The organism is Tenacibaculum sp. SZ-18 (assembly GCF_002813915.1).
Taxonomy (GTDB): Bacteria; Bacteroidota; Bacteroidia; order Flavobacteriales; family Flavobacteriaceae; genus Polaribacter.
Genome location: NZ_CP019335.1, coordinates 1,484,401 through 1,498,771, shown reverse-complemented (window position 1 = coordinate 1,498,771; position 14,371 = coordinate 1,484,401). Strand labels below are relative to the sequence as shown.

The window sequence follows — 14,371 nt, the reverse complement described above, 5'->3', positions numbered from 1 at the left end:
GGGTTACCTATGAGAAATCATTTATTTACCAAGTTTTTTTATTTCCACTTTAAACATATTGGTAAACATTTCAAAAATAATCGTTGCATCTTTCTTTCTAACAGATATTATATATTGGCAATTTAATTCTAATTTTTGATTCAAAATTTCTAGTTGATTCTTTTTAATTACTTGTTGAACCTTGTTCATCATATCGTAACCGAAAATTACTTTAAATTGAATATCTATCGTTTTTTGAATAATCTCAGACTGCTCCAAAGCCATTTTTACGGATGTTCTGTAAGCGTTAATCAATCCACCTACCCCTAATTTTGTCCCACCAAAATAACGAACAGAAACAATTAAAACATTCGTAATATCAAAAGCTTGAATTTGACCATAGATTGGCTTTCCCGCCGAATTACTTGGTTCTCCGTCGTCATTCGCTCGAAAGGAAACTTTCTCAGTTCCTAGCTGCCATGCATAACAATGATGACCAGCATTCGGATGTTTCTTTTTTAATTCATCCAAACATTTTTTTATATCATCTTCGGTTGTAACAGGAAAGGCATAACTAAAAAACTTACTATTTCTATCTTTATATAGTATTTCTTCCGAAGGTTTTTCCAATGTTTTGTAAGTGTCTTTTTCTGCCATCTATTAATCCTTAGTAATTAAAATAATACTAATTACTGCAAGCAATATACCTATCCAATTCTTATTCTCTAATTTTTCTTTGAACAAAAACAAACCAAAAAGAGTAGTCAACAAAACTATACTCACGTTATTTATGGTAAAAAGCACAGAACTTTCGATTCCCTCTATCTTTAAGGCTCGTATTAAAAACTCAATTGAAAAATAATTAGGAATTCCTAAGGCGATACCGCCAAGGATACTTTTCATTTCAAATTTTTCTCTTTTAACCAAAATTTGGTAGATTAAAAATAGAATTCCTAATACAAAGGCAATTCCAAAAATGTATGCAGAAAAAATAGACACACTTTCTTCTGGGACAAAATGTAATTCTGTGTACTTCAATAACGTATCAATCGCACCTGAACCTAAAAATAACATAATAGGTAGTACCAACGAACTTCCTTCAAAACTCTGAGAGTGATTACTTTTCACAGAAGTTAAATACACGGCAACTAAAGCCAATAATATTCCAATAACTTTAACTAATGTAATACTTTCGTTATACAATACAATTCCAAAGATAATTGGAATAACAACAGCCATTCTACCAGAAACAGAAGCTACTGATAGACCGTTTTTTTGCGAAGTAATAGCCATAACATTGAAAATTGTTATAAATAAAAACCCCAAAAAAAGTGCACCATAAAACCAATCTTGTTGTGAGATTGAAGTAATGGAAACCTTTACATCTGAATACGTATAACCAATAATAAAAGCAACAACATAATTTACAACTATTGCTTGAAATGTATTTATTTTAAAAATATCGAATAGTTTAAATATTACATATAAACTACTCGAAATTAAAACACTTAAAATTAAATAAATCATACTAAAAACTCCTCTCTTTTAAGTAAATCAATAACATTTTCCTTCACTCTATCAATCGTCCAAGTTTTGATACCTAATTTTTCAGCTGCAGCAGTATTGTCAAGTGTATCATCAATAAAAATTGTTTGTTCAGGAACTAATTTATTCTCATTTAAAACAAACTCATAAATATCTGAATTTGGTTTTCTCATGTGAATTTCATGTGACAAATAAAATTGCTCAAAAGAGTTTTTAAATTCTTGATACAAATTCATTCCCCAATTATTCTGAATCCAAGAAATATGTAAATCATTGGTATTACTTAAAAGAAATAATCGATAGTTATTTGAAGCGGCTAGCTCCTTTAAAAACTTTAAACGATCTAATGGAAAATCTAATAAGATAGCATTCCAAGCCTTCACAAGATTCTCTTTATCTATTTTAAATTCATTATGAAAATATCCTACAAACTCTTTCGTTGAAATCAATCCCATTTCATAATCATAATAAACTTGTATCATTTTTTCAGAAATCTCCTCTACTCCTAATTTATACAACTCTTTATAAGTTGCCTTCTTATCTAAATTAATGAATACATCACCAAAATCAAAAATGATATTTTTAATCATTTATAAACGTCCTTAATGTGTTGTTTGTTAATTGTTCTTCTTTTTCCAATTTAGCATTTAAAATCGGAGCCTTAATTCCGTCTTCAAAAGTATTATCCCCGATAAAAATTCGAGCCTCATCCCAAAGATTATCATCAATAAAAGATTGTAAAGTAACTGCACCACCTTCAATAATTACTGATTGTATTTTATGTTTTGATAAAACTTCCAATATTTGTTTTGGAACATCAGACTCGAAATTAATCCTTTCATAAACTAAGTTTTCGTTTGTACTTTCTCGTTCAAACTGACTTACAATAATAGTTTTTATTGTTGTATCATAAATAGATAAATCTGAACTTAACTTAAATGTTCGATCTAAAACTATTCGAACCGGATTTTGACCAGTCCAGCTTCTAACGTTTAGCTTTGGATTATCTGTTAACACAGTATTTGTTCCAACTAAAATTGCCTGTTCTTCTGATCTCCATTTATGAACAAGTTGTTTTGCATATTCATTTGAAATCCAAACAGGTGTTTGGCTTTCTCTATATTTTGGAGCGATAAATCCGTTAGCTGTTTCTGCCCATTTTAAAATTACAAATGGTCTTTTTTTATTTTGAACTGCAAAAAAACGTTTGTGATGTTTTTTACATGCTTCTTCTAACACTCCTACAACAACATTGCATCCATTAGATTTTAATCTTTCAATACCCTTTCCTGCCACAACACTATGAGTATCTACCGTTCCAATAACAACATTTCTTATTCCTTTTGAAATAATTAAATCGGAACAAGGTGGTGTTTTACCAAAATGAGAACAAGGTTCTAACGTTACATAAATAGTAGATTTAGAAAATAATGATTCATCTTTTACAGAGCGAATAGCGTTTACCTCCGCATGAGGTCCCCCATAAGGACTAGTAAAACCTTCACCAATAATTTTGTCGTTATACACTACTACTGCTCCTACTGAAGGATTTGGACGTGTACTTCCAATTCCTCTTTTGCCTAGTTCCAGGCAACGTCGCATATATTTTTCATTAAAACTCAATCGCTATATTTTAATTTTTACTACTTGTGTTTTGTCAACAATATAAGTATTCGAAAACCCTAAAACTTTGTATTTAATATTTCCTTTAAACTGAACATTCACTTTCTTATTCAGTAATGTATTTATAAGTCCACCGAGAAGACCTCCTTTACTTTTATCAAATACTTTGTCAGCTGGAATAATGACGCTTAACGGAATAAAAAATTCTTGATTTGCAGGAACTTTAAATTCTTCAGAAGAAACATTTGCAACTTCTGCACCGTCTAAAAAAACCTTGATTTCATCTGTTGAAAGCTTCCCTCCTATATCATTCTCATTTTTGAAAAAAGCTTTGGCTTGTAAATAAATGGTATCTCGTTTCAAAGACAAAAACTGAATATCGTCAACTTTAATGAATGTAGGTTTCTTCTTAACAGAACAATTCAATAAAAAAACAGAGATAACAATAAGATATAGTATGTTCTTCATTTGTTTTCTATACTTTTGAAATGCCAAAAATACCATTTTTACATTGATTATATGAAGCTAAAAGACTTCAGAACATTTTTCAACAAAGAACTGTCGAATTTATATCCTAAAACTGAAATTGATGCTTTTTTCTTTAGAACGATTGAGCATACTCTAAACTTACAATTAACAGATGTTTTCACTAAACAAGATCTTTTAATCACTGATGATAATATGACTGTTTTGAAATCTGTTATAGAAAGACTTAAAAAAGAAGAGCCTATTCAATATATTTTGGGAGAAACAGAATTTTATGGATATACATTTAAAGTAAATTCTGATGTTTTAATTCCAAGACCAGAAACCGAAGAACTAGTCAGTTGGGTAAAAGAAACGGTTGAACATAAAAAAACTAAACTTTCTATTCTTGACATTGGAACTGGTTCTGGGTGTATTGCTATTTCCATTCAAAAGGAATTACCAACTACTAAGGTTACCGCTTTTGATATCTCTGAAAAAGCACTGGAAACTGCAAAGAAAAATGCCGAACTAAACAAAGTCAATGTAAATTTTATACATCACGATATTCTTTCTAATACTACTATTAATGACAAGTTTGATGTTATTATTTCAAATCCTCCTTATGTAAGAGAACTCGAAAAAGATGAAATAAAAAACAATGTTTTAAATAATGAACCTCATTTAGCGTTATTTGTAGATGATAATAATCCATTATTGTTTTATAAACGAATTGCAGATATTGCTTTAACTAATTTGAATGAAAATGGAGTTTTATTTTTTGAAATCAATCAATATTTAGGGAAAGAAACAAAACAAATGTTACTGGATAAAGGATTTAAAAATGTAGTTTTAAAGAGTGATTTATTCGGTAACCACAGAATGATAAAGGCTAATTTTTAAAAGTATTCTTATTTATGGAAAATAATTTTCAAGAAGAGTTAGAAAAATTAAAAAAGGAAAACGAAGCTTTACGAAATGAAATGAGTAAAGCCTCAGAGAAAAAAAAACGTAAACAAGAACGAACCAAGAAAACATTGTCTTGGACTTGGAGTATGTTCGCTGGTGCATCACTAAAAAATAATTTCAATCAGTGGTTTACAGAATTTCACACTCAAGAAAGGGTTTCACCGAATACTTCAGCAAGTTTGTTAACTTCTCTTGTTAGAAGGTTTGTAAGAGTACGTTTATTAAGTGTAATTCTGCTTTTATTTTCAATATTTCCTTCATTAGTTTCTTTATACATCTTAATAAAACAAAATGAACTAATTAAAACGCAAAACTTACTAGTTGAAGGCTCAAGAAGATCTTCCTACAGTTATCAATTAGCACAAGTTTTAGATGATATTGATGACGGTTACTCAACAAAAACAAGAAGAAGAGTTATCTCACTATGTAATGTTTTAAAGCCATACAGGTATTTAGACGAAGATGGACAAACCACAGTTTATTATAGCCCAGAACGTACGCAAGTTTTGATTTATTTAATCAACTCAAAAATGACAAATGCAGAATTGAGTGTGTTATTTGATAATATAGATTTTTCTTATTGCGATTTACGAAACGTAGATTTATCTGGTAGATATTTATCCGGAATCAATTTATCACATTCCAATTTAGAAAACTGTGAATTGAATACGGCCAACTTAGATAATGGTGATTTTTCCTACGCTAATTTGAAAAATGTTCAATTTTCTAATGGTAGAGCTAAAAATACTTCTTTTCATAATGCCGATTTAACAGGGGCTAAATTCACCAAAGCTAAAGAATTATCTGGCGCAGATTTTACAGATGCAGAAGTTGATGATATTAGTTTTAATCTCTCAGATATAACTAAAGCTAAAGGATTATAATAAACAAAAAGCGACTGATTTTTAGTCGCTTTTTTTATGTCTTTCAAAAATGGTTGAAGATTTTACTTAACTGTAACAGTAACTCTGGATATTAAAAACACTCCTAAATTGGAATTATCTTTTGTTAAATCAAAATTCATGTATAAAATTCAATAAATAATAAGTTAACAACATTGGAAATTTATCACCGATTTTCCTACAAAATTTTATTGGATATCATCCTCAAAAGTTAATTATAATCTCGAAAATTCTTGGTGCATGAACCGAAATTACACTATTCACTATATTATATGAAGATGAAGTTGTATTCACTTTTCCTTTTGCCTCTATATTTCCGCCTATTCTTGTTTATAAACTTATTATTATCAAAACTTTAAAAGAAATCTTATACATCTCAAATAAAGAGTAATAATAGCTTTTTCTACAAAGAATATTAGATACTAGAAGTGATGGAAACCCATATGTTTTTAGTGATATATTCGTTAATTCAAACACATAATCAACATCTAATTCAATTTCAACTTTATCATAAAAAAATTATACTCTAGTAATTTGTATGTATGATTATTCTTCATCAGTTCCTTTTAACATCGGTATGAATCCAATGCATTTTCATGAGTCATTAACGCATATTCTCCGATAGTACAAACATAAAATAGAGTTTGAATAGTAATGCTTGTAATTAATAGTATTACTGCTGTTTTTTTGATTGATAAGATTTGTTTGAAAAGTAGACGAAGAATTCCTAAATATTATGAGTACTTTTGGTGTTACTTGATAATAATTTTTTCTTTTTTGAATTCAAAAATTTTAAATACTGAAGTACAAGATTTTATAGATTATAACTTGAATCAAGATATCTCCAAAATCATATTTAAAGGTAGTCCTTTTTCCGAAATTACTATTCAGGAGCTCGCTAATCAAATAACTGCAAAAAAGAAAAGCGAGCGAAAATTACCTACTTGGTTTCAATGCAAAAACATTTATTATCCTCCTAAAATCTCAATAGAACAAACATCTTCTGAAATTACAGCGAAATATAAATCCGAAATTGTGAAAGGAGAATCTCTTATTGACTTAACTGGAGGTTTTGGAATTGACTCTTTTTATTTTTCAAAAAGAATAACTCATGTAACTCATTGTGAAATAAATTCTGACTTATCCAAAATTGTAGCTTGTAATTATAATGTGTTAGGCGTCAATAATATTGAAACCAAAGCAACAGATGGAATTAGGTTTCTTGTAGAGCAAAATGGAATTAAATTTGACTGGGTATACATCGATCCATCTAGGAGAGACGATTCAAAAAACAAAGTTTTCCTTTTAAAAGATTGTGCACCAAATGTTCCAGAGGAACTAGATAATTTATTTTTAAAAACAAATAATATTCTTATAAAAGTATCTCCAATTCTTGACATTACTTCAACTATAAGAGAATTGAAATACGTAAAAGAAGTACACATTGTAGCTATTCAAAATGAAGTTAAAGAATTATTATTCGTTTTAGAAAAAAACTTTTCTAATGATCCAAAAATAATTGCAATAAATATTAAAAAATCAAATATAGAAGAGTTTGAGTTTAATTTATTAGAAAAGAATTCAACAGGTTCATACTCTATGCCTTTAAAGTATTTATACGAACCTAATTCTGCGATATTGAAATCAGGTGGTTTTGAAATTGTTACTCACAAATTTAACGTAAATAAAATTCAACAACACTCACATTTATACACTTCAGATAAACTTACTAATTTTCCAGGTAGAAGTTTTTTAATTGAAAAAGTAATTCCATACAATAAGAAGGAAATAAAAAAACATTTACCAAGTAAAAAAGCAAATATTACAGTTAGAAACTTCCCAAAAACTGTAGCTCAAGTAAGAAAAGAAACTAAACTATCAGACGGTGGAAATATATATATATTTTTTACTACACTTAACAATGGTAGTAAAGTCATGATTATCAGTGAAAAAATTAATTAGAATTTAGTATATTTGAAATGGTTACATCTTTTATGAAGAGTAACTACTAAGAGTGTTTAAAGGGGGAAACACGGTGAAGCCTTGATTAAAGTCAAGGCTTCAAACCCCTTTTAAAGACATTTTCCTCCCTATTCCGAAAAGATTTGTATTTTAGCTCAATAGAATTATTAAAATAGACCAATCATATGCCTTTTTTAAATGATCAAGAATACGAAGACTTACAGGAACAAATAAAGATTCTTAATTCAAAAAATGAGGATTTAGAAACCCAACTTTCCGAAAAAGAAGAAGAGCTAGGTGATGTTAAAAGTACGGCAAGAAATAGAAATATCTTATTAAGTTTTTTATCTGGTGTTTCAATTGCCGCTGCAGTCTATTTTTCTCAAAATCAATCAGGCAGTAATTTGGAAGTCTCAGAAATTAAAAGAGCTGAAGCAACAAGAATATTAGATAGTATTGCTGATGTAACTGCAGATAGTGACTACAACGATGACTTGGATGTTGATGCAAATGAGGGAAATAGTTCCGAAAGTGAAATTAGTAAAATCAAGACAAATATTGAGAACGAAATTGTTTATTCGGTTCAAATTGGAGCTTTTACAAATAAAAAGTATCCTTTACTGTCTAAAACAATCGCGGGTACACTCTCTAATGAAGAGTACTTAAGATATTCAATTGGTTTATTCTCTACATTGAAAGAAGCTCAAAATTTTAGACGTCAGTTGTTAAGATTAGGATTTGATGATGCCTTCGTTGCTTCTTACATAAACGGAGAAAGACAAGAAATTCATAAACCTTATTAAAAATTAATAATGGTAAATAACATACCAAGAGCGCTATTGTTAGTTCTAACATTTAGCGTTCATTTTTTTTACGCTCAAAATGAAAATTTAGAAAAGAAAAGTCAAATTAGTTTTGCTCAATTAGATTTTCTTTCCATTGATATGCCAAACGCAAATGAAGCAAATATGGACTTCACTGGTATTCATTATAATGTAATGCTAAACAACTGGAGCTACGCTGGACTTGGTTTTTATGGTGCCGTTGGTGGAGAACGTGGTGGTTTTTTTACTCTTGGTTTAAATGTAGGAGTTAAAAAAGAGATTTATAAAAAACTTTTTGTGGATGCTGGATTACATTTCGGAGGTGGTGGTGGTGCCGCAGCTCCTGATGGAGGTGGCGCATTCATTTTGCCGCACATAAATCTAGGTTATGATTTCAAATACTTTTCAATTTCAGGTGGATGGAGTTATATTGATTTCTTCGCTGGAGGTGAGATTAAAAGTAATCAAGTTTATGCGTCTCTTCAAATCCCTCTAAATTATGATTATTCAAATTTTAATACTAGACAATTAGAACTTGACACGGAAAGTTTAAAAAACACAGAATGGGATAAAAAATCTCACCGCATTAGCGCTATGGTTCATCTTAATAACCTCTCAGTTAAAGGTGATTCTAAATTTGTAGATGGAAGTTCTATGGATGGTAGAACAATGAGATTAGCAGGATTTGAATTTACATCATATGTAAGTGACGACTGGTTCTATTTTATAAAAGCAGATGGTGCCTATAGTGGAATACCAGCAGGTTACATGGATATTTTCATTGGAGGTGGTTATCATTTATCAATGAATAAAAACAGAACGAATATTCAAGCTAAGTTCGGAATTGGTGCCGGTGGTGGTGGTGGAGTTGATACAAAAGGCGGCTTCTTAATTTATCCAGATCTTTCTTTAGAACAAAAAGTGTATGATAATTTATACTTTTCGATAAATAAAGGATATTTAATGAGCCCTGATAGTCACTTCCTATCTTCTACCCTAGGTTTCGGATTAAAATATTATGTAGAAAAAGATGGTATCCAAACTGAAAATAGTTCACAAAATAAAGCTGTATTCAAAGGAATTCAAACCATCTTAAAGCAGGATTGGTATTTAAACGCAAGTCGTAATGGCGGATTTGAACAAGATATGCATCAAATTTCGTTACAGATCAATGTGTTTTTTAACAAATATATTTATGGAGCTGGTCAAACTTCCTTTGCAAACTTTGGAGATGCAGGGGCTTATGCCGAAGGAATAGTCGGGTTAGGTGTTCAGTCTAATAATTATTTTAATAATAGATTTAGTATTTTCGCTCAAGTATTGGGTGGAGCTGCAGGAGGTGGTGGAATTAGTACAGGTGAGGGTTTAATTGTTAAACCAAGTGCTGGAATTAATATAAAACTAACAAATTTTTTAAACTTAAGAGGTGGAATTGGTTATGTGAAAGCTAGAGGTGGTTCGTTAAGCAATATCTTTGCTAACTTTGGTTTGTCCTACAACCTCTCATTTTTAACCTTAAAATAGATTTCATTTAAGTTATCTTTGTACCCTTTGGACGAAATTGATCTATGCAAAAAAATATAAATATTCAAAATAAGAAGGCTCGTTTCGAGTACGAAATTTTAGATAAATACACCGCAGGAATTCAACTTACTGGGACTGAAATTAAATCTATTAGACAAAGTAAGGCGCGAATTACTGAAAGCTTTTGTGAATTTAATGAAAGAGGAGAGTTATTTGTAGTCAATATGTATATAGAGGAATATGCATTTGGACATCATTATAACCATAATCCAAAAAGTGAAAGACGTTTATTATTGAATAAACAAGAGCTAAAAAAATTAGCTAGAGAAGTTGAAGCAAAAGGAAATACTATTGTTCCTCTTCGTTTATTTATTAATCAAAATGGTTGGGCTAAATTAGAAATAGCCTTAGCTAAAGGAAAAAAGACGCATGATAAACGTCAATCAATTAAGGACAGAGATAGTAAACGAGATTTGGCACGTCTTAAAAAGAGTTTCTAATACATGTTAAAAGAAAAGCTAGCCAAGTTTAATATTATTCTTGCATCAGGATCTCCAAGAAGGCAACAATTCTTTAAAGATTTGGATTTGAATTTTGAAATCCGAATAAAAAGCGTAGACGAAATTTACCCAAATCATCTTGAAGGATCGGAAATCACTGATTATATAGCAGATTTAAAAACTGTTCCTTTCAAAGATGAATTAAACACCAATGACTTGCTTGTTACATCTGATACAATTGTTTGGCTAGATAATAAAGCTCTTGGTAAACCTAAAGATTACCATGAAGCTTTTAAGATGATTGAAAGTTTATCAGGAAAATCACATCAGGTAATAACCTCAGTAAGTCTTAAAAGTAAAAATTTTCAAAAAGTATTTAATGATACCGCTACTGTATACTTCAGAGAACTTACAAAAGAAGAAATAGATTATTACATAAAGATGTATCAACCTTATGATAAAGCAGGCGCCTATGGAATTCAGGAATGGATCGGAAAAATAGGTATTCATAAAATTGAAGGAAGCTACTTTAATGTTATGGGATTACCTGTTCATAAATTATATAAAGAATTGATGAATTTATAAACGTCATCTTTATTAAAAGTTTATTTTTGATCCGAATTTACAACACAACAATGAAAAAATATACATACACAGAAAAAAAAGACACTCGATCTGGTTTTGGAGATGGTTTAACTGAATTAGGAAAAACAAATCCTAATGTAGTTGCTTTATGTGCTGACTTAACAGGTTCATTAAAAATGAATGAATTTGAAAAGAACCATCCAGAACGTTTTTTTCAAGTAGGAATTGCTGAAGCAAATATGATGGGTATTGCTGCTGGTTTAACTATTGGTGGTAAAATTCCTTTTACAGGAACTTTCGCTAATTTTTCTACTGGACGTGTTTATGATCAAATTCGTCAATCAATTGCATACTCTCATAAAAATGTGAAAATTTGTGCATCGCACGCAGGTTTAACTTTGGGAGAAGACGGTGCAACACACCAAATATTAGAAGATATTGGTTTGATGAAAATGTTACCAGGAATGACAGTAATCAATACTTGTGATTACAATCAAACGAAAGCAGCAACTATAGCTATTGCCGAACATGATGGCCCTGTATACCTTCGTTTTGGTAGACCAAAAGTTCCTGTATTCATGCCAGAAGATCAAAAATTTGAAATTGGTAAGGCTATTAAATTAACCGAAGGATCTGACGTTACAATTGTCGCAACTGGACACTTAGTATGGGAATCTTTATTAGCTGCCGAAAAACTAGAAGAGGAAGGAATTTCAGCTGAAGTTATTAATATTCATACAATTAAGCCATTGGACGAAGAAGCTATTCTAGGGTCTGTAGCTAAAACTAAATGTATTGTAACTGCCGAAGAACATAATAAATTTGGTGGACTTGGAGAAAGTGTAGCTCGTTGTTTAACTCAAAACGCCCCTACTCCACAAGAGTTTGTCGCGGTAAATGATAGTTTTGGTGAATCTGCAACACCAGCTGAATTAATGAAAAAGTATAAAATAAACAATGAAGCTGTTATAGAAGCAGTTAAGAATGTTTTGAAAAGGAAATAATCAATCAGAAAAAACGTTTTTATACAATTACTCAAATTAAAAGATTATGAAAAAACTAATTTTAGCGTTATGCTTAATCTTCGGTGTTACTCAATTAGCTGACGCACAAATTCATTTTGGTATTAAAGGAGGAATCAATTATAATTCTGATTCCTTTATTGATTCAGCTGATAATATTATCAATGGAAATGCTGAAGGTCGAACTGGTTACCATGCTGGTATTTGGTTGCGTTTTAAACTTCCAGTAGTTGGCTTGTATATTAGACCTGAATTAGTATACACCTCATTAAAAAGTGAAGTAGACTTTAGAACTGCAACAAGTTCTCAAAAAGTTGGATATGATTTCCAAAAAATTGATATTCCTGTATTGTTAGGTAAGAAATTTTTTAAAATCGCTTATGTTCACATTGGCCCATCGTTCCAATATTTATTAGATGGTGATTTAGATATTGATGCAGTATCAAACCTTAAATCTGACGGTTTTACACTTGGTATGCAACTAGGTGGTGGAATTGAACTAGGAAAATTCGGAATTGACGCTCGTTGGGAAAGAGGATTTTCTGATATCGAATCAAATTTCATTTCAAATGTTGCAGGAACACAAAATTTTGATACAAGAGTAAACCAAATTATATTCGGTTTATCATATAGATTTTAAAATAAAAGAATCTTAAAATTATATTTTTAAAATGAAGCAACACAAAAGTGTTGCTTTTTATTTTTTCATTATACGTTACTAGAATAAGTTGACAAAAATTAACTTAAAATAAATAAAATAAAAAATCAAATAAAATAGCTCTCCTATTTAATTAATTATTTTTAAAATCTATCAATCTATTTCTTTTTAAGACTCATCTATTATATTTGATTTGAAAAATTGTTTTTGACATTCAATAAATATGTCTTTCACAAACTATCTTACTTATATCCATAATTTATTCTTTATAATTCGATAACAATAAGAGGTAAACTAACAATTATTAAAACTTCACGGTTTAATTATTATCAATGATATTAATAGCTAAAAAAATATATCTAAAGCAAGTATAGATTATTAAAGTTTTAATTAATAAATAAAAAAAAGCAACACCAAAGTGCTGCCCATATTTTTGAAATATACTTTTCTATTCGTTCGAAACACGAATATTTGGGTTCAAATAATCTGGTAATGTAGGATTTTCAGGATCACTAAAATCATTACTTGGATCCCCATCTTTATTAGCATCTTCATTTCTTGTTAAAACGCCATCTCCGTCATCATCATTATCAGCAAAATTAACGATACCGTTTTCATCGGTATCATCGTTCCATGGTTTTCCGTCACCATCGATATCCTCTAAGATATTCGCAACTCCGTCTAAATCTGAATCTGTATTTTCTACAATATCATTCAACTCTACATAAAATAACAAACTCTCATTTGGTAAAATCGTTCCTCTACCAGCATTTCTATATGCCAAACCTGATGGAATGAATAATATAATCTTTCCTGTTCCAGTAAAAGTTAAAGGTTCATTAGGCAAAGTAACATTAATACCACATTTAATATTAGGAATGCCGTAAGTCCAACCTCTAATTACTCCTGCTCCTAATACAAACCATAAATTGTTGTTGCTGTCAAAATCAGTATCATTTAAGGTAGAACCATTCAATATCCTTCTTCCTGAATAATTAACTAATACTGAATCCACGACTGTTGGAAAATCCTTAGACGAAGTTCCTTGTTCAATAGTGTAGGAATATAATTTATAATCAATATCAACATCATTAATTGTCTCTTCCACATCTTGTGATACTAATTTAGGATCATCAAAAAGAGCTGTCTGACCGTCTTCTAAAGGTTTTACGATCCCTTCAGCAGTATCATAATAATGACTTTTAAAAAAATTTACAAGAGTATCATTATCTCTAACTGCTTGAGCAGCAAAATCAAAATCATCAACTGGTGCTACTCCATCACTTCCGCAAGCATACGTTAAAAGTGAAATAATTCCTATTAAAAAAAGATGTCTAAATTTTATCATTAATCGTAATTTTGTCGCGCAATTTACCATTTTTATAACTTTGTAAAAAGCAAACGCAAAAAAATTAACTTTTTGTATGAGAATAGATAAATATTTATGGTGTATTCGACTTTTTAAAACTAGAAGTATCGCCACAACTGCTTGTAAGAAAGGGCAGGTAAAAATCGAAGAGAACACGTTAAAACCTTCACGAGAAGTATATGGTGGGGAAATTATTATAGTTCGAAAAAATCAAATTAATTATAAGATTAAGGTTATTGATATTCCAGAAAGTCGTGTTGGAGCTAAACTTGTTGATTTATACAGAAAAGATTTAACTCCTAAAGAAGAGTTTGAAAAAACAGAATTATTAAAATTTGCTAAGGACTATTACCGCAAAAAAGGTACTGGAAGACCCACAAAAAAAGACCGAAGAGATATTGAAGATTATTATGATACTAATGAAGAAGATACTTAAATTTGCAT

At 30.0% G+C, this 14,371-nt stretch carries 16 protein-coding genes; 10 read left to right on the top strand and 6 right to left on the bottom strand.

Going from position 1 to position 14,371, the window contains the following annotated elements; all coding sequences use genetic code 11:
- Nucleotides 1-21: 21 nt before the first annotated feature.
- From BTO06_RS06900 to BTO06_RS06880, 5 genes are read right to left on the bottom strand one after another with little or no spacing between them, the layout of a single operon-like run.
- Entirely contained in the window at nucleotides 22-636 is a 615-nt protein-coding gene (locus BTO06_RS06900) for an IMPACT family protein (RefSeq protein WP_100924594.1), read from the bottom strand.
- Nucleotides 637-639: 3 nt separating this feature from the next.
- Nucleotides 640-1,506, bottom strand: coding sequence for an EamA family transporter (locus BTO06_RS06895; protein ID WP_100924593.1), 867 nt, complete (start codon nucleotides 1,504-1,506; stop codon nucleotides 640-642).
- Entirely contained in the window at nucleotides 1,503-2,114 is a 612-nt protein-coding gene (locus BTO06_RS06890; RefSeq protein WP_100924592.1) for an HAD-IA family hydrolase, read from the bottom strand. The genes BTO06_RS06895 and BTO06_RS06890 overlap by 4 nt, the downstream gene beginning before the upstream one ends.
- The gene (gene ribD / locus BTO06_RS06885; protein ID WP_100924591.1) at nucleotides 2,107-3,147 is read right to left on the bottom strand and encodes a bifunctional diaminohydroxyphosphoribosylaminopyrimidine deaminase/5-amino-6-(5-phosphoribosylamino)uracil reductase RibD; all 1,041 of its coding nucleotides are present in this window, start codon (nucleotides 3,145-3,147) and stop codon (nucleotides 2,107-2,109) included. The genes BTO06_RS06890 and ribD overlap by 8 nt, the downstream gene beginning before the upstream one ends.
- 3 nt (nucleotides 3,148-3,150) lie before the next feature.
- A complete protein-coding gene (locus BTO06_RS06880) occupies nucleotides 3,151-3,615 on the bottom strand; it encodes an LEA type 2 family protein (RefSeq protein ID WP_100926734.1) in 465 nt (154 codons plus the stop codon).
- A gap of 51 nt (nucleotides 3,616-3,666) precedes the next feature.
- Here BTO06_RS06880 and prmC point away from each other — a divergent pair, with 51 nt between their 5' ends.
- From prmC to BTO06_RS06835, 9 genes are all read left to right on the top strand, one after another.
- Nucleotides 3,667-4,515 (top strand): peptide chain release factor N(5)-glutamine methyltransferase, encoded by an 849-nt coding sequence (prmC, locus tag BTO06_RS06875; RefSeq protein ID WP_100924590.1) that lies wholly within the window; start codon nucleotides 3,667-3,669, stop codon nucleotides 4,513-4,515.
- 14 nt (nucleotides 4,516-4,529) lie between these two features.
- Nucleotides 4,530-5,465 carry a pentapeptide repeat-containing protein gene (locus BTO06_RS06870; RefSeq protein WP_100924589.1) on the top strand — a complete coding sequence of 312 codons (936 nt, stop codon included), beginning with the start codon at nucleotides 4,530-4,532 and terminating at the stop codon, nucleotides 5,463-5,465.
- Nucleotides 5,466-6,260: 795 nt separating this feature from the next.
- Entirely contained in the window at nucleotides 6,261-7,445 is a 1,185-nt protein-coding gene (locus tag BTO06_RS06865) for a THUMP-like domain-containing protein (protein ID WP_100926733.1), read from the top strand.
- Nucleotides 7,446-7,630: 185 nt separating this feature from the next.
- Nucleotides 7,631-8,248 (top strand): SPOR domain-containing protein, encoded by a 618-nt coding sequence (locus tag BTO06_RS06860; protein ID WP_100924588.1) that lies wholly within the window; start codon nucleotides 7,631-7,633, stop codon nucleotides 8,246-8,248.
- A 9-nt stretch (nucleotides 8,249-8,257) separates the two neighbouring features.
- Nucleotides 8,258-9,793 carry a hypothetical protein gene (locus BTO06_RS06855; RefSeq protein ID WP_232731533.1) on the top strand — a complete coding sequence of 512 codons (1,536 nt, stop codon included), beginning with the start codon at nucleotides 8,258-8,260 and terminating at the stop codon, nucleotides 9,791-9,793.
- Between the two features lie 44 nt (nucleotides 9,794-9,837).
- Entirely contained in the window at nucleotides 9,838-10,293 is a 456-nt protein-coding gene (smpB, locus tag BTO06_RS06850; protein ID WP_100924587.1) for an SsrA-binding protein SmpB, read from the top strand.
- A 3-nt stretch (nucleotides 10,294-10,296) separates the two neighbouring features.
- Nucleotides 10,297-10,878, top strand: coding sequence for a Maf-like protein (locus BTO06_RS06845; protein WP_100924586.1), 582 nt, complete (start codon nucleotides 10,297-10,299; stop codon nucleotides 10,876-10,878).
- Between the two features lie 50 nt (nucleotides 10,879-10,928).
- The gene (locus tag BTO06_RS06840) at nucleotides 10,929-11,882 is read left to right on the top strand and encodes a transketolase family protein (RefSeq protein ID WP_100924585.1); all 954 of its coding nucleotides are present in this window, start codon (nucleotides 10,929-10,931) and stop codon (nucleotides 11,880-11,882) included.
- 46 nt (nucleotides 11,883-11,928) lie between these two features.
- Nucleotides 11,929-12,540, top strand: coding sequence for a porin family protein (locus tag BTO06_RS06835; RefSeq protein WP_100924584.1), 612 nt, complete (start codon nucleotides 11,929-11,931; stop codon nucleotides 12,538-12,540).
- 466 nt (nucleotides 12,541-13,006) lie between these two features.
- On the opposite strand, the gene BTO06_RS06830 is transcribed toward BTO06_RS06835, so the two are convergent.
- Nucleotides 13,007-13,906 (bottom strand): FKBP-type peptidyl-prolyl cis-trans isomerase, encoded by a 900-nt coding sequence (locus tag BTO06_RS06830; RefSeq protein ID WP_100926731.1) that lies wholly within the window; start codon nucleotides 13,904-13,906, stop codon nucleotides 13,007-13,009.
- Nucleotides 13,907-13,982: 76 nt separating this feature from the next.
- Between BTO06_RS06830 and BTO06_RS06825 the strand changes: the two genes are divergently transcribed.
- A complete protein-coding gene (locus BTO06_RS06825) occupies nucleotides 13,983-14,363 on the top strand; it encodes an RNA-binding S4 domain-containing protein (protein ID WP_100924583.1) in 381 nt (126 codons plus the stop codon).
- Nucleotides 14,364-14,371: the final 8 nt, after the last annotated feature.